At 71.0% G+C, this 16,649-nt stretch carries 19 protein-coding genes, 1 tRNA gene and 1 pseudogene; 8 read left to right on the top strand and 13 right to left on the bottom strand.

The features are described 5' to 3' along the window. Positions 1 to 710 (bottom strand): FAD-dependent oxidoreductase (locus AB0D59_RS15615; protein ID WP_362565069.1); only part of this gene is annotated, 710 nt, incomplete at its 3' end. A gap of 180 nt (positions 711 to 890) precedes the next feature. Here AB0D59_RS15615 and AB0D59_RS15610 point away from each other — a divergent pair. Further along, positions 891 to 1,064: pseudogene (locus AB0D59_RS15610) on the top strand (aldehyde dehydrogenase); the annotation flags it as partial. Between the two features lie 639 nt (positions 1,065 to 1,703). On the opposite strand, the gene AB0D59_RS15605 reads toward AB0D59_RS15610, so the two are convergent. Beyond that, positions 1,704 to 2,012 carry a hypothetical protein gene (locus AB0D59_RS15605; RefSeq protein ID WP_362565068.1) on the bottom strand — a complete coding sequence of 103 codons (309 nt, stop codon included), beginning with the start codon at positions 2,010 to 2,012 and terminating at the stop codon, positions 1,704 to 1,706. A gap of 245 nt (positions 2,013 to 2,257) precedes the next feature. Between AB0D59_RS15605 and AB0D59_RS15600 the strand changes: the two genes are divergently transcribed. Beyond that, a tRNA-Met gene (locus AB0D59_RS15600) sits at positions 2,258 to 2,335 on the top strand. A 301-nt stretch (positions 2,336 to 2,636) separates the two neighbouring features. Here the strand turns inward: AB0D59_RS15600 and AB0D59_RS15595 are convergent. From AB0D59_RS15595 to AB0D59_RS15575, 5 genes are all read right to left on the bottom strand, one after another. Then, on the bottom strand, positions 2,637 to 3,293 hold the full coding sequence (locus tag AB0D59_RS15595) for an endonuclease (protein WP_362565066.1): 657 nt from the start codon (positions 3,291 to 3,293) through the stop codon (positions 2,637 to 2,639). 16 nt (positions 3,294 to 3,309) lie between these two features. After that, positions 3,310 to 4,248 carry a non-homologous end-joining DNA ligase gene (gene ligD / locus AB0D59_RS15590; RefSeq protein ID WP_362565065.1) on the bottom strand — a complete coding sequence of 313 codons (939 nt, stop codon included), beginning with the start codon at positions 4,246 to 4,248 and terminating at the stop codon, positions 3,310 to 3,312. A gap of 340 nt (positions 4,249 to 4,588) precedes the next feature. Then, complete coding sequence (locus AB0D59_RS15585; protein ID WP_362565063.1) at positions 4,589 to 5,473, bottom strand: aldo/keto reductase; 885 nt, start codon at positions 5,471 to 5,473, stop codon at positions 4,589 to 4,591. Beyond that, positions 5,473 to 5,622 (bottom strand): hypothetical protein, encoded by a 150-nt coding sequence (locus AB0D59_RS15580; RefSeq protein WP_362565061.1) that lies wholly within the window; start codon positions 5,620 to 5,622, stop codon positions 5,473 to 5,475. Before AB0D59_RS15580 ends, AB0D59_RS15585 begins: the two co-directional genes overlap by 1 nt. Before the next feature lie 175 nt (positions 5,623 to 5,797). Further along, positions 5,798 to 6,832 carry an alcohol dehydrogenase catalytic domain-containing protein gene (locus AB0D59_RS15575; RefSeq protein ID WP_362565060.1) on the bottom strand — a complete coding sequence of 345 codons (1,035 nt, stop codon included), beginning with the start codon at positions 6,830 to 6,832 and terminating at the stop codon, positions 5,798 to 5,800. Between the two features lie 152 nt (positions 6,833 to 6,984). On the opposite strand from AB0D59_RS15575, the gene AB0D59_RS15570 reads away from it, so the two are divergent. From AB0D59_RS15570 to AB0D59_RS15560, 3 genes are read left to right on the top strand one after another with little or no spacing between them, the layout of a single operon-like run. After that, complete coding sequence (locus AB0D59_RS15570; RefSeq protein ID WP_362565058.1) at positions 6,985 to 7,140, top strand: hypothetical protein; 156 nt, start codon at positions 6,985 to 6,987, stop codon at positions 7,138 to 7,140. Beyond that, positions 7,137 to 8,033 (top strand): helix-turn-helix transcriptional regulator, encoded by an 897-nt coding sequence (locus AB0D59_RS15565; protein WP_362565057.1) that lies wholly within the window; start codon positions 7,137 to 7,139, stop codon positions 8,031 to 8,033. Before AB0D59_RS15570 ends, AB0D59_RS15565 begins: the two co-directional genes overlap by 4 nt. A 23-nt stretch (positions 8,034 to 8,056) precedes the next feature. Beyond that, entirely contained in the window at positions 8,057 to 9,076 is a 1,020-nt protein-coding gene (locus tag AB0D59_RS15560; RefSeq protein WP_362565056.1) for an aldo/keto reductase, read from the top strand. Positions 9,077 to 9,432: 356 nt separating this feature from the next. Here the strand turns inward: AB0D59_RS15560 and AB0D59_RS15555 are convergent, their stop codons facing one another. Then, positions 9,433 to 9,780: a hypothetical protein gene (locus tag AB0D59_RS15555; protein WP_362565054.1), complete on the bottom strand. Its 348-nt coding sequence runs from the start codon at positions 9,778 to 9,780 to the stop codon at positions 9,433 to 9,435. A 32-nt stretch (positions 9,781 to 9,812) separates the two neighbouring features. Between AB0D59_RS15555 and AB0D59_RS15550 the strand changes: the two genes are divergently transcribed. Then, positions 9,813 to 10,106, top strand: a complete 294-nt coding sequence (locus AB0D59_RS15550) for a hypothetical protein (protein WP_362565053.1) — start codon at positions 9,813 to 9,815, stop codon at positions 10,104 to 10,106. 199 nt (positions 10,107 to 10,305) lie between these two features. On the opposite strand, the gene AB0D59_RS15545 is transcribed toward AB0D59_RS15550, so the two are convergent. Next, positions 10,306 to 10,698 carry a helix-turn-helix domain-containing protein gene (locus AB0D59_RS15545; protein WP_362565051.1) on the bottom strand — a complete coding sequence of 131 codons (393 nt, stop codon included), beginning with the start codon at positions 10,696 to 10,698 and terminating at the stop codon, positions 10,306 to 10,308. Positions 10,699 to 10,804: 106 nt separating this feature from the next. Here AB0D59_RS15545 and AB0D59_RS15540 point away from each other — a divergent pair, with 106 nt between their 5' ends. After that, positions 10,805 to 11,659, top strand: coding sequence for an enoyl-CoA hydratase/isomerase family protein (locus AB0D59_RS15540; RefSeq protein ID WP_362565050.1), 855 nt, complete (start codon positions 10,805 to 10,807; stop codon positions 11,657 to 11,659). Positions 11,660 to 12,024: 365 nt separating this feature from the next. Next, positions 12,025 to 12,363, top strand: coding sequence for an antibiotic biosynthesis monooxygenase family protein (locus tag AB0D59_RS15535; RefSeq protein ID WP_362565049.1), 339 nt, complete (start codon positions 12,025 to 12,027; stop codon positions 12,361 to 12,363). A 25-nt stretch (positions 12,364 to 12,388) separates the two neighbouring features. Here the strand turns inward: AB0D59_RS15535 and AB0D59_RS15530 are convergent, their stop codons facing one another. The 4 genes from AB0D59_RS15530 to AB0D59_RS15515 all read right to left on the bottom strand — a co-directional run bounded on the left by AB0D59_RS15530 (position 12,389) and on the right by AB0D59_RS15515 (position 16,544). Then, a complete protein-coding gene (locus AB0D59_RS15530) occupies positions 12,389 to 13,951 on the bottom strand; it encodes a carboxylesterase family protein (protein ID WP_362565047.1) in 1,563 nt (520 codons plus the stop codon). 15 nt (positions 13,952 to 13,966) lie between these two features. Beyond that, positions 13,967 to 14,602, bottom strand: coding sequence for a GPP34 family phosphoprotein (locus tag AB0D59_RS15525; protein WP_362565045.1), 636 nt, complete (start codon positions 14,600 to 14,602; stop codon positions 13,967 to 13,969). A gap of 113 nt (positions 14,603 to 14,715) precedes the next feature. After that, positions 14,716 to 15,375 carry a response regulator transcription factor gene (locus AB0D59_RS15520; protein WP_362565044.1) on the bottom strand — a complete coding sequence of 220 codons (660 nt, stop codon included), beginning with the start codon at positions 15,373 to 15,375 and terminating at the stop codon, positions 14,716 to 14,718. Further along, positions 15,375 to 16,544: a histidine kinase gene (locus AB0D59_RS15515; protein WP_362565043.1), complete on the bottom strand. Its 1,170-nt coding sequence runs from the start codon at positions 16,542 to 16,544 to the stop codon at positions 15,375 to 15,377. The genes AB0D59_RS15520 and AB0D59_RS15515 overlap by 1 nt, the downstream gene beginning before the upstream one ends. Positions 16,545 to 16,649: the final 105 nt, after the last annotated feature.

Raw genomic sequence — 16,649 nt, 5'->3', positions numbered from 1 at the left:
GGGTAGTGCGTGGCGACCACGACCTCGCGCGCCCGTATCTTGATGCCGAGGTCGGTGGACAGGACGCAGGGTTCGCCCTCGGTGAGGCCGGTGACGCGCGTCCCCTCGTACACGGTGCCGCCGCGCCGGCGCAGGTCGGCGGTGAGGGCGTGCAGGTACTTCACGGGATGGAACTGGGCCTGCCCGGTCACCCGGACCGCTCCGGCCACCGGGAAGGGCAGCTCGGTGTCGGTGACGAACTCGGCCGGCAGGCCCGCTTCGCGCGCCGCCTCGGCTTCCGCCCGGAGCTGCGCGACATGCTCCGCGTCCTCAGCGTAGGTGCAGGCCGCCGCTTCCTCCCAGTCGCAGTCGATGCCGAGGTCGGCGACGGTCTCGGCGGCCCGGCGGATCGCCGCCGACTGCGAGTCGGCGTACAGCCGTGCGCCTTCGCGGCCGCGGGTGCGGCGCAGGTGGTCGTAGACCAGGGTGTGCAGCGCGGTCAGCTTGGCCGTCGTGTGGCCGGTGACCCCGCCGGCGATCCGGTCCGCCTCCAGTACGGCCACTTCGTGGCCGCGCCGGGACAGCTCCCAGGCGGTGCTGAGCCCCGCGACACCGCCACCGATCACCGCGACCTCGACGGCGAGATCCCCGGACGGCGGGAGAGCGGGCTCTCCGGCCGGGGCGGTCTCGATCCAGTACGACCCCCCAAGTCGTCCTTGCTCGGTGTTCATGGCCGCCGAGTTCCCGTCTCGGTAGGGCGACACACACCGGCATGTTCGGGGTCACTCCAGCACCCGCATCCCTTTTGCCTGTTTCGTCGGAATCATATGAGGGGACCCGGAACGGACCGCTGACACCACGCTCAACTGCCCATCGGTCGAGAGGATCAGGGCGGTGTGAAAGGAGCGAGCATGAAGGCTGCCGTTTACGAAGGACCGCGTACCGTGACCGTCAAGGATGTGCCGGACGCGAAGATCGAGCACCCCTGCGACATTCTCGTCAGGATCACCAACACCAATATCTGCGGCTCGGCCCTGCACAGGTACGAGGGACGTACCTCCTTCGAGACGGGCCGCGGCATGGGGCCTCCGGAATGCGGTCAGGCTTTCACGGGGAGAAGCTGAATTCATGTTCGAGGGTTCCGCGATCGTGGAGGCGCCCGGGGGATGTGGAGGCCGCCGTGTGTATCTCGACGATCAGGACCTGGGCACCGCGTATTCCCTGCACGAGCTGACTCTGTTGCTGCGGCACGCCGGGCTGGCGTGTCGGGATGAGGTGGACGTGGCCGAGTCGGGGCTCATCGAGTGGTACGGCGGTGGTCCGGAGGTCTGGCCCCGCCAGGGGGGTGGGCCGAGCTGCTGGGCGGTGCCGGGCGAGCTCGTCCCACTGGTGAGGGGGATGAGGCGCGCCTGACCGGACGCCTGCGCTCGTCAGCCGAGCACGTTCGGCGTGGCGGGACGTCCATCCAGGGCCTGTCGTCCATGCGGACCCACGGTGGCTGACGCGGTGATCCGCCGCAGTGGTCATCGCGGGCTGACCGGAAGGGGCGAGGGTCGTCGCCCGTGATCCGCGCACGATGGTCGTGGTTGTTCGCCGGGAAGGCGGCAGCGAGGCGGCCGACGCGCTCGAGACGTTCGGACACCAAGCCATTCCAGTGTTCCCCCGCCCCACACCGGCGGCCGACCTCTCGGGGGCAAGCCACCTCCATGACGGCACTGCCGTGCTCATTCGCTGTTCGCGCCATGACCGACGCAGAGACCGCGGGCTGGATGCGCGGATATGCGCAGGCACACGGCCCATGTAGGCACGGTGGTTGAACGCCTCGGCCGCATGCCGGAACCCGCCAGGGCCCGCATCACCGCTGACCTCTCTATGCGGGCGGCTTTGACCGGGTCGCCGGGCCGGGCGTGGTTCAGGCTCACGGCGGCTGTGGGCATCGCGCCGACGGTGGGCGGGTAGTCGTCGACGGTGTCGGGGCCGGTGTGCAGGCCGGCGGGGTCGAGGAAGTCGGTGCGGAGGAAGCCGGGTTCCACGAGTGTGACGTGGATGCCGAGGGGGGCCAGTTCGGTTGTGGAGGGTCTCGGTGAAGCCTTCGACGGCGAACTTCGTGGAGGCGTGGATGCCGCAGCCGGCCTACGGCGGTCCGACGGCGTACGGCGTCCGGTGCCCCGAGGGGTTCGAATCCGCTGCTCGACCTGGCGTAACTCCTCCCACTTTCCGATCCCTCCGGGTAAATCCCTGCCTGGCAGGTCTGCGTGGCGTACGCTGGGCATACCGACGCGGGGTGGAGCAGCTCGGTAGCTCGCTGGGCTCATAACCCAGAGGTCGCGTGGTTCAAATCCCGCCCCCGCTACCAACGCACCGGCCCCTTCAACCAGGTTGAGTGGGCCGGCCGCATGTACGACGGGCCTACGGAACGGTGCCAGCTGTCTCAACCGGCCGGGACGCGATCCGCATCTGGTCGCCGTCGTACTCGACGACCTCGCCCGGCCGGATCAGCAGCACGCTCTCCCCGTCCTCCCAGGCAACTTCTCCAGAGCTGCGGAGTCTCCACACTTCCGCCCGTACCTGGAGACGGCCCCCAGATGGGTACGGACCAAGACGTCATTTCAGTTGGCGTGATCTTGCGGTAGTCCGGGGTGATGACTGCCGCCCCCTCAGCTGTCGGCGCGGGCGGTGACGTCCTCCGCGACCCGCTTGTCGAGCGCGGAGCGCACCAAGCCGGCCGCGAACGCTGGGTAGTCTTCCTGTTTCACCAGGCGGGCGACGGCGTTCGCGGACTTCGGGAGACCGAGCCGGGCGGCTCCCTGGAGGGCCTTGGCGTCGAAATACGGCGCGGTCTCGGGCCAGACACCCTGGACCTCCCGCAGGAAAATGTCCGCACCGGCGGGCCCGATGCCGGGCAGTTCACGCAGCAGGCGCTTGCATTCCTCCACATCGCCGCCGGCGGCCTCCCGGAGCTTGCGCAGGTCGCCGCCGTACCGCTCCAACAGCAGGTCGGCGGCCTCGCCAAGCTGGGTGGCGGTGCGCTCGTCGTACCGGCGGTAGTGGCCCTTGCCGAGGGCGTCCACACGCTGCTGCCAGGTCGCCTCGCTCATGTGCTTCGGGTCGCGCATCCCGTCGTCGAACAGGGCGCGTGCGGCGTCCGTGGCCACGGACGCCTTGATCCGTGCGCTGAGCAGGTGGGCGAGCACCAGCAGTTGGTAGAGCGGCTGCGGCGTGTCACGCAGTTTCACGCCGGCCTCCCGCGCGTAGGTCTGCCCGTGGCCGGTGAGCAGGGCGCCGGCCCTGGCCCGTTCCGTTGTGGTCGGCATGATCGCTTCGCTCCTTTCACCCCGTGCGGTCGTCCGCCACGAGTGCGTCGAGCCGCCGCCTGGCCATGGTGAGAGAGCGGCGGCAGCGGCCCAGGCCCTTCCAGGGGTCGCCGACCTCCGCCAGGCGGTTCGGGAGAGTGCGCAGTGTCCAGTGGCGGGGGCCGAGGGCGGGGTCGTCGAGTTCGTTCCAGGCCAGTGGTGTCGCCACCGGGGCGTGCGGCCGGGCTCGTACGGCGTAGGGGGCGACGGAGGTCTGGGCATAGGCGTTGCGCTGGACGTCCAGGTAGAGGCGGTCGCCGCGGTCGGCCTTGCGCGCGGCGGTCGTCAGCCGGTCAGGGTGGCGGGCGGCGAGCAGATCGGCGACGCTGCGGGCGAAGGCGCGTGCGGTGTCGAAGTCGGTGCGGCGGCTCAGGAGTACCACCAGGTGCAGTCCGCGTGAGCCGGTGGTCATCACCGCCGGGCGCAGACCCAGCCCGGTGAGCAGGTCACCGAGCTCGCGCGCTGCCCATCGGACGGTCCCGAAGTCGTCGGCGGTCGGCGGGTCGAGGTCGAACACCAGCCGGTCGGGCTGGTAGAGGCGGTCGGTGCGGCTGAGCCACGGGTGCGGCGTCAGGCACGCCTGGTTGGCCAGGTACGTGAGCGTGGCGGCGTCGTCGCATACGGCCATGTCCACCGTGCCGCCCTTCTTGGGCACCTCGCGGTGGTGGATCCAGTCGGGGAAGTAGTCCGGGAGGTCCTTGTGAAAGAAGGACCGGCCGCCGTACCCGTCGGGATACCGCTCCATGACCAGGGGCCGGTCGTGCAGGAAAGGCAGCATGACGTGGGCGACAGCCCGGTAGTAGTCGACGAGTTCGGCTTTGGTGATCCCGTCGTCCGGGAACAGCTCCTTGTCGGGGTTGGTCAGCGGCACCCGGCGCCTGCCGACTCGCACAGTCCCTTCCGGTGTCGCGTTCATACGTACCTCCTGGTACATCACGACCGTTGACCACACGAAACCGAGCCGTCACCCGCGCCGCACCCGGCCCGTTGAGCGCGCCGGGAGGGCAGAGACGGAGACCGCCGGACCGGCCACTGCGACCATCCGCCGGGTGCCCGTCCGGCCACCGCGAAAACGACGACGCCCCTGCGCGTTCGACCGTTCGCCGCGCCGAGCACCGGGGAGGGGCGCGCGACGCGCAGGGTGCTGCGTCAGCGGTCCAGCTCCTCGGCCGCGCCGACCTTCGCCAGGTCCGCGTCGCTCCAGTTCGCCATGGTCTCTCCTTCGGGCGGGGTGCCTGCGGGGGGCGAGTACGGCCTCACGCCTCGGGGATGGCGCGGCCGTAGGCGGCGAGCGTGACGGCCTCGGGCTCGGGGCCGCCGCGTCGGCCGGTTTCGAGGGTGTCGAGTGCGGTGAGCTCGTCGCCGGTGAGTTCGAAGTCGAAGACGTCGATGTTCTCGGCGATCCGCTCGCGCCGGGTGGACTTGGGGATGACCGAGCGGCCGTGCTGGAGTCCCCAGCGCAGCAGCACCTGGGCCGGGCTCTTGCCGTGGGCCTCGGCGATGGCCTGAACGGCGGGGTCCTGCAGGACGCTCCTGCGGTCCTCCCCGTATCCCGGGTAGAAGGTGATCCCACCGATGGGGGACCACGCCTGGTTGAGGATGCCGTGCCGGTCGTCGAAGTCGAGCACGGTGCGCTGCTGGAAGTAGGGGTGGATCTCCAGTTGGTTGACGGCGGGGACGACGGTGGTGGCGTCGAGCAGCGTGGTCAGGTGGTCGACCATGAAGTTGCTGACGCCGATGGCCCGGACCTTGCCGTCGGCCAGGAGTTTCTCCAGGGCGCGGTAGGCCGCGACGGTCCTGTCGAAGTCCGACGGCAGGGCCTGGTGCAGGATGAGCAGGTCGATCCGGTCGACGCCGAGTTTTGCGGCACTCTTGTCGAAGCCGTGCAGAGTCTGGTCGTAGCCGTAGTCGCTGATCCAGATCTTGGTCTCGATGAAGATCCCGTCGCGGGACACGCCGGAGTCACGGATGGCCTGGCCGACCTCGCGCTCGTTGCCGTATGCGGCGGCGGTGTCGATGTGCCGGTAGCCGAGGTCGAGCGCGGCCTTCACGGCGGCCTGGGTCTCCTCGGGCGGTGTCTGGAAGACACCGAGCCCGAGGGCGGGCATCTCGACGCCGTTGTTGAGGGTGAGGGTCTGCATCACAGGAACCTTTCGTCGCGGGTGGCCCGCGAGGGCACGATGAGGGTGAGGGCGGTCATGACCGCCGGCGCGAGCAGGACGGCGGAGCCGCCCCCGAGCGGGCCGCGATGTCCGCGGCGGCGTGCCCCGTTACGACGGATGGCGGCCACGGCGGTCAGGACGCTTGGGCTCGGCGCTCTGCCGATCCGATGGACCGTGTGGACCAGGCCCGGGCCGGCCCCCTCGCCGGCTTCCCGGCGCCGGCTGCGGTGATCGACCGGACAGCGGGCGAGGTGCCGCCGAGACACGCAGGCGCGTCCACCACGCTGATCACAGGTTGCCTGTTCACGGCCGCACCAGCACCTTGAGGGCCGTGCGCGCGTCCATCGCCAGGTAGCCCTCGGCGACCTCGTCGAGACCGACGGTGCGGTCGAAGACCCGGCCGGGCTCGATACGGCCCGCGAGGACGTCGGGCAGCAGTTCGCCGATGTAGGCGCGGGCCGGGGCGGGGCCTCCGGTCAGGGTGATGTTGTGGCCGAAGATGCTGCCGAAGCCGATCGGGGCCTCCTCGTACTGGGGTGCGCCCACACGGCTGATGGTGCCGCCGGGGCGGACCACCCCGTACGCCTGCTCGTAGGCGGGCCGGTGCCCGACCGCTTCGATGACGACGGGGCTGCCGCCGCCGGTGAGCTCGCGGACCTTCTCGATGCCTTCGCCGCCGCGCTCGGCGACCACGTCGGTGGCTCCGAACGCGCGGCCGAGGTCGGTGCGGGCGGTGTGGCGGCCCATGAGGACGATCTGTTCGGCGCCGAGCCGCTTGGCGGCGAGCACGGCGAGCAGGCCGACGGCGCCGTCTCCGATCACGGTGACGGTACTGCCCTGCTTCACCCCGCCGCGGACGGCGGCATGGTGGCCGGTGCCCAGCACGTCGGACAGCGTGAGCAGGGAGGGGATGAGCGCGTCATCGGCGCCGACCGGGAGCCTGACGAGGGTGCTGTCGGCCAGCGGTACGCGGACCGCCTCTCCCTGGCCGCCGTCGATGCCGTTCCGCGCCCAGAAACCGCCGTGCACGCAGGACGTCTGCAGCCCGGCCCGGCAGTATGCGCAAGAGCCGTCCGAGTACGCGAACGGGGCGACGACCAGATCGCCCTTCTTCACCGAACCGACCTCGCCACCGGTGCCTTCGACGACGCCGATGAACTCGTGGCCCATGCGGACCGGGCCGGCGGAGGCGGACAGGGAGTGGTAGGGGTGCAGGTCGCTGCCGCAGATGCAGGCCGTGGTGACGCGGACCAGCGCGTCGGTGGGTTCCTTGAGACTCGGGTCGGCGACGTTCTCGACGCGGACGTCGCCGGCTTGGTACATGAGTGCTGCGCGCACGGTGTTTCCTCGAGGTCGGTTCCGGGTTCGGGCCCGTTTCGGACTGGCAGTCCTCGGCCTGCTCCAGACAACCGCGCTCCGGCGCGCGGGTGGGAGTCACTGCTCTTCCAGGTAATGGCAGTACCTCGCAGGTGCTCGCCGAGGGATCTACCGTGAAGTGGCCGGCACAGATCCACGCCGATCAAGAGGAGTTCCCCGTGCCCCTGACCCCCGACGACGCCATTGCCCACTCCCCGTTCAGCGCGGCCCGGTCCAAGGTCATGCGCTTCGACGGCGTCGCGGAACAAGCCCTCGGGATCCGGCCATGAGCGACAGCGAGAAGAAGAACCTGGTCGCCGAGGTCCGCGAGTTCCTGCGCACCCGGCGGGCACGGATCACCCCTGAGCGGGCCGGGCTGCCGGTCTACGGCGGAAACCGTCGCGTCGCGGGTCTGCGGCGCGAGGAGGTCGCCCTGCTCGCGGGCATGAGCGTGGACTACTACGTCCGCCTGGAACGCGGGAATCTGAGCGGCGCGTCCGACTCGGTGCTCGAAGCCCTCGCCCACGCACTGCAACTCGACGAGGCCGAGCGTACCCACCTCTACGACCTGGCCCGTGCGGCGACTCCGTCGGGCCGACGCCCCACGGTGACCTCTTCCCGGGTGCGGCCCACGATCCTGCGCCTGCTCGACTCCATGACCGATGTGCCGGCGTTCGTACGCAACGCGCGCTTCGACGTCCTGGCCGCCAACGCGCTGGGGCGGGCGCTGTACGCACCGGTCTTCGACTCGCCGCTGTTCGCCCAGCGCGGGCCGGTCAACTCCGCCCGCTTCCTGTTCCTGGACCCGGCGGCCAGGGATTACTGGGCCGAGTGGGACAAGGGGGCCGATGACTCGGTCGCCTACCTGCGCACCGAGTCGGGCCGCGCACCCCATGACAAGGCGCTGACCGACCTGATCGGAGAGCTGACGACCAAGAGCGACGACTTCGCTCGCAGGTGGGCGCGCCACGACGTGAAATTCCACCGTTCCGGCGTGAAGAGACTGCACCATCCGCTGGTCGGCGATCTCGCGCTGCCCTACGAGGCGATGGACCTGCCGTCCGACCCCGGCCTCCGCCTCAACTTCTACACCCCCGAACCGGACTCGCGAGAGCAGGAGGCCCTCGGCCTTCTCGCCAGCTGGGCGAGCACCGGCACGGTCGTCCCCGCCGGCAACGACTGACCACACTCAAGGAGAACAGCTTCATGTACTACCGACCGCTCGGCCGCACCGGCGTCCAGGTCAGCCCGCTCTGCCTGGGCGCGATGATGTTCGGCCCCTGGGGCAACGAGGACGAGGCCGACTCCGTACGGATCATCCACCGCGCCCTCGATGCGGGCATCAACTTCATCGACACGGCCGACGTGTACTCCAGCGGCGTCTCGGAGGAGATCGTCGGCAAGGCACTGAAGGGCCGGCGCGAGGACGTGTTCCTCGCGACCAAGTTCTTCATGCCGATGGGGCAGGACGACCCCAACCAGCGGGGCGGATCACGACGCTGGATCATCCGCGAGGTCGAGAACTCCCTGCGCCGGCTCGGCACCGACCACATCGACCTCTACCAGGTCCACCGCCCCAGCCCCGGCACCGATGTCTCCGAAACTCTCGGCGCCCTCTCCGACCTGGTGCACCAGGGCAAGGTCCGCTACATCGGCTCCTCGTCGTACTCCGGCTCCCAGATCGTCGAAGCCCAGTGGGTCTCCCAGGAACGCCGCCTGGAGCGCTTCGTGACCGAGCAGCCGCCCTACTCCCTCCTGGTCCGCGGCATCGAGGAGGACGTCCTGCCCACCGCGCGCCGCCACGGCATGGGCACGCTGACCTACAGCCCGCTCGCCGGGGGCTGGCTCTCCGGCCGCTACCGCACGGACACCTCCTCCGGCCCGGCCTCCGCGGCACGTCCCCCGGCCCGCTTCGACATGAGCACTCCGGCCAACCAGCGCAAGCTCGACGCCGTCGAACAGCTCGCGTTGCTGGCCGAGAAGGCCGGGCTCACCCTGATCGAGCTGGCCGTCGCCTTCGTCATCAACCACCCGGGCGTCACCTCGGCGATCATCGGCCCGCGCACCATGGAGCAGTTGGAGGCGTTCCTGCCCGCCGCCGACGTCACGCTCCCGGCCGACGTCCTCGACCGCATCGACGAGATCGTGGCGCCCGGAGTGACCGTCAACCCGGCTGACAACAGTTACGGGGACTTCGAGCTGCGAGCCGACCAGCGCCGTCGCTGAAGGGATCCGGCTCCGATACCGCGGTCTCGCCGAGGGCGGCAGGCCGGCGGAGACGGGTTGACGGGCGGAGAGGCGGCGCGCAGGCAAGCCGCCTTCCGATCCGTCATGCTCAGGACCGTGCCGAGCTGATGGCAGCGGATCGCGGGCTCCAGTTGGTCACGCGCCCGCAGGGCCGCCGCGGCCGCGAGACCACAGGGGAAGGTACCCGGGACCGAGCCGGCCGGGACGCGGTCCTCCGGCGCCCCGCCGCCCCACAGGGTATGCGCGAAGCCGGTGACGAACATGTCATCCGCGCCGTTCGCGAACGGCGAACGGCCGGGCGCCGCACCGCGGGAAAGCGGCGCGGCGCACCTGGCTCACTCCTCCCGCGTGCGCCGCGCCTCCGCCCGCTGCAGGAGCACGGCACCGTAGCGCTTGGCCGCAGCCGTCAGCGGCTCGAAGGCCGGCAGCAGGGGCAGCGGAGCGCCGGACGGCAGTACCCTCCGGCACACGATGTCCACCTCGCCGTTCTGCGCCCGCAGCGGGGGCCACGAGGGAACCGCGGCGCCCTCTGCGGGGCGCAGGCTCCTGCCGACCGCCGCCAGCCGGCTCAGCAGCGGCGCGTCCCGGTGCAGGTGCGCCGCCGACGGAAGCCGCCCCACCGCGGCCAGCAGCCCGCGGGCGAGCGGCGCCGCCTCGCTCTCGGCATCCGTCGGGCGGCCCATGACAGCACGCCCGAAGTCGCGCCCACGGGTGGGTGACCGAGCGCTACGCGACCATCCGGCAAGACCTGACGAAGCGTGTCGTCGGCCATGTGGCGCACGGTATCGATCCGGACTGGGCGACCCGCGTCCTGCTCGCCGCCATGGACGGACTTCAGATCCAGTGGCTGCTCAATCAGGACGTCGACATGCCGCTGATCTGGAACGCCTGGTCGCCCTGCTGGTCCCGGCCGCTCCAGGGTCCGAGCAGAACGGTCCGAGCAGCCGGACAGGCGGATGACCGGCAAGTACAGGGGGAGGGGTGCCGCCAGGGTCACCGTTGCCAGTAACTTGCCCAGGTGGCAGCACTTGTTGATCACGGGGCCGGGAACCGTCGACGAGAACTGACACCGGTGCGGGGTCGGTGGGCCCTTCCTTCGGCGCCGTGACGATGGCCGGCCGCAGCGTCGAGTCAAGGTCGTTCGTCCTCGCCGCACCGGACAGGAGGCCGGCCTCGAATGACATGCCCACAGATGATTGAGCGGGCGGCTATGTGTCAGCCCTGCTGTCGTACGCCCGCTGACGGTTCTGGATCTCCTCGCTGTGCTCGACAGTCCAGCCGTAAAGATGCCCGAAAGGCTCGCGCAGGGATTCACCCAGCGCCGTGAGCGAGTACTCGACGCCGACCGGTGAGGTCGGCAGTACTTTCCGTCGAATCATGCCGTTGCGCTCGAGGCGGCGCAGTGTCTGAGTGAGGACACGCTGCGTCACACCCTCCAAGCGGCGCTTCAACTCATTGAACCGCATGGGCCGTTCCAGAAGCGCCATGACCATCATCGACCACTTGTCGGCTATCTGGTCGAGGATCGGCCGGCTGGGGCAGTCCGCCCGGAAAACGATGTGTGTTCCCGTGTCGACGCCGTGCAGGTCGGTATCCCTCATGATCCTTGGTTCTCCCGGAGTGCGTTCTTGACGGTCTCAGAGGCTTCGCCGACGGTAGGTATGCATGGCAAACCTACATGCCTATCGGTAACCGATGGAGAGCCTCTTGACCACCAATGTCCACTCGACTCTGCACGTGAGCATCGAGGACGGCGTCGCCCGGATCGTCCTCGACAATCCGCCGGTGAATGTGCTCGACGCGACGATGATGCGCGAGCTCCGCACGGCGCTGGACGCCTTGAGGGGTGATTCATCGGTCCGGGTGATCGTCTTCTCCAGCGCCGACCCGGAGTTCTTCCTCGCTCATGTGGACATGCGGATCGGGGAGAGGATGGACGTTCTGGAGCAGCTCGCTGCGTCGGCGCCGGCGGACGTCAACGTGTTCCAGGCCGTGGGCGAACTCCTCCGCCATCAGCCCCAGGTGACCATCGTGAAGCTCGCCGGGAAGGCCCGCGGAGGCGGGGCGGAATTCGTGGCCGCGGCGGACATGGCATTTGCCGCTGCCGAGACCGCCGGAATCGGCCAGATCGAAGCACTCATGGGCATCGTCCCCGGTGGAGGCGGAACGCAGTACCTCCGGGACCGCGTGGGCCGCAACCGTGCGCTGGAGGTGGTGCTCACCGCGGACCTGTTCGATGCCGAGACCGCAGCGTCCTACGGCTGGATCAACCGTGCTCTGCCGGCCGGCCAACTCGATGAGTACGTCGACCGTATCGCCCGCGATATCGCTGCCCTGCCCGATGGTGTCATCGAAGCAGCCAAGCGCGCATTGCCTCCCGAACGCATCACGGACGGACTCCTCCGCGAGAACGAGGCGTGGGCCACTCAGATCGCTTTGCCCGCTGTTCGGCAATTGATGGGCCGAGGGCTGCGCGACGGGGCGCAGACACCGACAGGCGAACGCGACCTCGAGGAACTCATGCGCGGTGCCGCGCGCCAAGGAGCCAGAACCACCAGCTGACGCCGGGACGGCCGTGCGGGCAGATGGCGCGAGTTGGGCCGGAGGACTTGCACCTCACATTGATGTGAGGTTCTAGCGTACCCGTCGGGGCGGCCGTTCACGGTCCCTCGGCCCGTACGAAGGAGTTCCGAAACGACCGGCAGGACAGCACGATCAGGCAGTTGGGCCGCTACCGCATCTGCGGTCTTCGGCTGCCCCACCGGGTCCTGACGGCCCCGATGACCCGGGTCCGGGACCTCGCGGCGCCGTCCACGGCGGTGTACTACGCCCGCCGAGCCGGCCACGTACCACCGGCGACACCGGCTGTCCCACCTACCCCCCAACCAGTACACCGCCTGACCGGACACGAAGGACGAGGAAGAACGATGAATTCGCCGAACAAGCTCCAGGACGACGCCCGCACGGCCGTCATCATCGCCGGCCGGGTCTTCGTGCCCGCCGAGGACGTCGAGACGTTCGTCGCCGAGGCACGGGCGACGTCGTACCCACTTGCCGCGGCGAACCCGGGGAACGTGATGATCTCGTTCTGCGTGGAGGACGCGGCGACCGGAACCGTCACGGTGCTCGAGCAATGGGCGTCCCAGCAGGCCCTCGACCGGCATGTGGCCACCCCGGAGATCACGGCCCTTCTCACCAAGTGGGGCCCGCGCATTCGCAACGAGGTGCGCAGGTTCGACGCCGGCGAGAAGGACTCTGGGGCCTGAGCCGAGCCGGGTCACGTGTCCGTGGTCATCCGAGGGTGTTCCAGAAGGCGCAGTGGTGGCGGGACATTGTCGTGCGGGTGGGGACGATGTGGTCCGGCACGAGGGACAGCACCGTCTGCCGGGGCCAGGGTGGGGACGACGGGCCGTTCGGGTCGGCGGTGCCGGCGAAGCGGGTCCAGTAGTCGATCATGGTGTCGGCGAGCCGGTGCTGTGCCGGGGTCAGGTCGCGGGGGCGGCCGCCGAGGTCGAACAGGTAGGGAAGTTCAGCGGCGTGCGGTGCGCCGAGCGGGAACGGCGGTGTGCCCGGGGCGAGCGGCGGGGCGTGTTCGTCGGCGAACTCGTACCGCCAGACGGGCACTTGGGCGGCGAGCAGGCCGCCGGTGCGCGCCGTCGGGCAGGCGAAGTTCGCGTCGCCGATGACTGCGCCGAACACCGGGCCCCCGTCGGTGCGGTGCACCGGGTATGCGCGGACGATCGCCTTGGCCTGTCCTGGGGAGGGGAAGAAAGCGGACACGACGTCGGGCCAGGTGCCGGGGGTGACGGGGTTGCCGGCCTGGATGATCCCGGCGGCCCAGCCGTTGCCCTCGTCGTGGTTGTTGCCGATGAGCACGGGGACGCGGCGGAAGCGGCCCGCGGCGATCGCCGCCGCAGGGTCGCCGGGGAGCAACGGAGTGCCGAACGCGGGCTGTTGATCGGCGTCCTGGGCGCCGAGCAGACGGGAGACATCCACGCGCCGCAGACAGGCCATCACGTCGCGGGCGGAGCCGCAGCCGACCTTTGCCGCCAGGTCCGCGCCTGTGGCGCGCGCCGTGGAGAGGGGGACGGAGGACGGGGCGAATGGCCGGTCGGGGCGACCGGTGCACGGCCCGCTTTCGATGATCGCCCGGTCGAAGAGCGCCGCGGCGGCCGGCGAGGCGAGCTGGGCGCAGACGCTGTAGCCGCCCGCCGACTCGCCGGCCAGTGTCACGTTGTGCGCGTCGCCGCCGAAGGCGCCGATCTCGGTGCGGACCCAGCGCAGCGCCGCCTGCTGGTCGGCCAGCCCGAAGGTGCCGGAGCCGGGCAGCCCGCTGTGCGCGAGGAAACCGAGGGCTCCGAGGCGGTAGTTGACCGTGACGACCACGACGTCGCCGCGGGCGGCCATGCGGTGGGCGTCGTAGGAACTGCCCGCCCCGGCGGTGAACCCGCCGCCGTGCAGCCATACGATCACCGGCCGGGGGTGCGCCGGTCCCGCGCCGTCAGGTGTCGTGATGTTCAGGTGGAGGCAGTCCTCGTCGGTGCTGCCGCCGGGCACCTCGCCGGCCGGCTGCGGGCAGGCACTCGCGGGCCGGGTCGCGTCCCGTACCCCGGGCCAGGGGGCCGCGGGGCGGGGCGGCGCCCAGCGCAGGCTGCCGACCGGGGGCTCCGCGTAGGGGATGCCCTCGAAGGTGCGGTAGCCGTCGTGGGCGGCGCCCCGCACCACGCCGGCGTGGGTACGCAGCGTCGATGCGGCGGGCCGGTCCGGCTGGGTCGGTGGCGTTGCGGACCCGGCCGTCGTGAGGACGGCGGCCAGGGCGCAGCCCAGGGTGGCCAGGACGCGGTGCATGCTCATCGTCTCCCCGTTCGGTCAGCTGCCGCCCATGCCGCCCTGTGCGGCGATCATGGTCGTCGGCAGCGCGCGTACAGCTTTCTCCAGTCCGGGCGCGAGGACGGCGAGCGACCTCGTGCAGGCGGCGATACGGGCCCGGAAGGCCTTGTCGTCCTGGCGTGACACGATCGAGCGGATGCGGCCCGCCGCGGCCAGGGCCAGCAGCGCGGCGTCGGCGGTGGGCACCTCCTGCACGGGCCCGGGCCCGCGCAGCGCCGCGGACACGCGGGCACGGAGTGCGGCGGGCACGGCGCGGTCGGTCATGGTCAGCCGCCGCGTGCCGAAGCGGGTGCGGGGCGCCTTGACGGTGAGAACTCCCGCCGCGGCGAGCCGGTCCTCCACCTGGATCAGGGTCCGCCTGCGGTGCCGGCGTACCAGGTGCCTCCAGCCGTGCCCGGCGGCGTCGCGCAGCACGTCGTCCAGGACCGGATCGCCGGTCGACCGTGTGCCGGTCACGGTGACCGTGCCGCCGTCCTCTCCCAGCCGGCCGCGCAGCGCGAGGTCGATCAGGGCGGCGGCCCGGACCAACAGCTCCGTTCGGGAGCGGTCGTAGGGGCCCTCGGCCGCGTCGTCGTGGGCGAGCAGATACATGAGGCAGGCCAGGTCATCGATCACATCTCGACGCTACGGCCGCACGCTCAGGCCGCGGATCGGCCGCGGGAACGGGCCGGCACTGGGAAGACAGGAGGACCGCGGCTCGGTCTCCTCCTTGAGAAGGAGACCGGTTCTCAGGGTCGGCGCGGCTGCACGAGGCCGTGGTCGTAGGCGGCGACGACGGCCTGGACGCGGTCGCGCAGACCCAGTTTGCGCAGTACCGCGGTGACATGGTTCTTGACGGTGGCCTCCGACAGGCGCAACCGCTCGGCGATCTCCGCGTTCGACAGTGCCTGACCGATCAGCGTGAGCACCTCCCGCTCGCGGCCGGAGAGGTCCCGCAGGGAGGGCGGCGGCGCCGGGTCGGGCGTGGTGCGCAGGAACCGGTCCAGGACACGGCTCAGAACGGTCGGCGCCAGCAGTGCGTCGCCGCGCGCGGTGAGGCGGATCGCGTCGACGAGTTCGGCGGGGCGCATGTCCTTGAGCAGGAAGCCGCTGGCCCCGGCCCGCAGGGCGGCGACCACGTTCGCGTCCACGTCCCAGGTGGTCAGCACGAGCACCCGGGCCCCACTGCCCGACTCCGCGATCTGCCGGGTCGCCTCGATGCCGTCCACCACGGGCATACGTACGTCCATCAGCACCACGTCGGGCGCCAGTTCCCGCGTCAGCCGCACCGCCTCCCGGCCGTCCGGCGCCTCACCGACCACCTCCAGGTCGTCCCGGGCGTCGATGATCATACGGAATCCGGTACGGACCAGGGCCTGGTCGTCGGCCACCACCACACGCAGCGTCATTACACGCCTTCCACCGGGAGCCGCGCCGCCACCTCGAACCCTCCTCCGGAGAGTGGACCGGCGCGCAGGCTGCCACCCACGAGCCGCGCCCGCTCCTTCATCCCCAGCAGACCGCGTCCCCCTCCCGCCCCGGCCGAACGGCCCTGCGGCGTAACCCCGTTGTCGACCACCGTGACCTTCACGTACTCCCTCTCGGCCGTCACGCGCACGCTCACCTCGTCGGCGCCGACCGCATGGCGCAGCGTGTTGGTGAGGGCCTCCTGGACGATCCGGTACACCGCCAGGTCCACTGCGGCCGGCAGCCCGGCGGTGGCGCCCTCGCGATGCACGTGCACGGTCATCCCGGTCGCGCGCACGGTGTCGGCCAACTCGTCCAGGCGCGCGAGCGAGGGCGCCGGCTCCCGCTGCTGCGCAGCCTCGTTCGCCCCCTCGTCGGGCCCGAACGCCCGTAGCAGAAGCCGCAGTTCACCGAGGGCCGAACGGGCGCCCGTCTCGATGGCCCGCAGCGCCTCGCGGGCCTGTTCGGGCCGCCGCACGAACACGTCGTCCGCGGCGCCCGCCTGAATGACCATCACCGACAAAGTGTGCGCCACGACGTCATGCACCTCACGCGCGATCCGTCCCCGCTCCTCCATCACCGCCCGGCGCAACTCCGCCCTCGTCCGCGCCCGCTGCGCCGCGCGCCACTGCCCCGCGGTCCACGCCAGAACCACCGCCAGCAGATAGACCGCAAGCCCCGTGGGTCCGCCGCCGGCTCCGAACGCCAGCGGCCCCGGCAAGCACATCGCCACGAGTGCCCGCACCGAAACCCGCCGCGGCCTGAGGGCCGACAGCACGCACAAGGAGACCTGCGCCGCGAGCAACGCCCCCGTCAGGCTCACCGCGGGCAGCAGCGCCCACACCGCAAGTCCCGTCGCCGCATTCACGGCCAGTACGGCGACCGGGGCGCGCGCTTGCCACCTCAACGCGCAGACCTGCACGAGGACCAGGGCCACGGCCACCGCCAGTCGCCGGCCGTGCTCCGCGCCGGCGACGAGCACCGAGGTACCGAGGACACCGAGCACCAGGCCGGCCGACCCCCACCACAATGCCCTGGCCGCACGGAGTGACAACTCGCCCCGAGCCTCTCCGGTGAACGCGTCCTCCGGCTGACTGCTGCTGAGCTCCACGGCCCGACCCTATCCAGCGTCACGCACACGGTGTGTGATCACCGGCACCTGTCGGTGGGACGAGGTGCTCCCCGTGGCCCGTCGGCAACTCGTCGACGCCCGGGC

Source organism: Streptomyces sp. NPDC048417, from assembly GCF_040651615.1.
Taxonomy (GTDB): domain Bacteria; phylum Actinomycetota; class Actinomycetes; order Streptomycetales; family Streptomycetaceae; genus Streptomyces.
The sequence above is the reverse complement of the archived record's forward strand: the minus strand, read 5'-3'. Positions and strand labels throughout refer to the sequence as shown.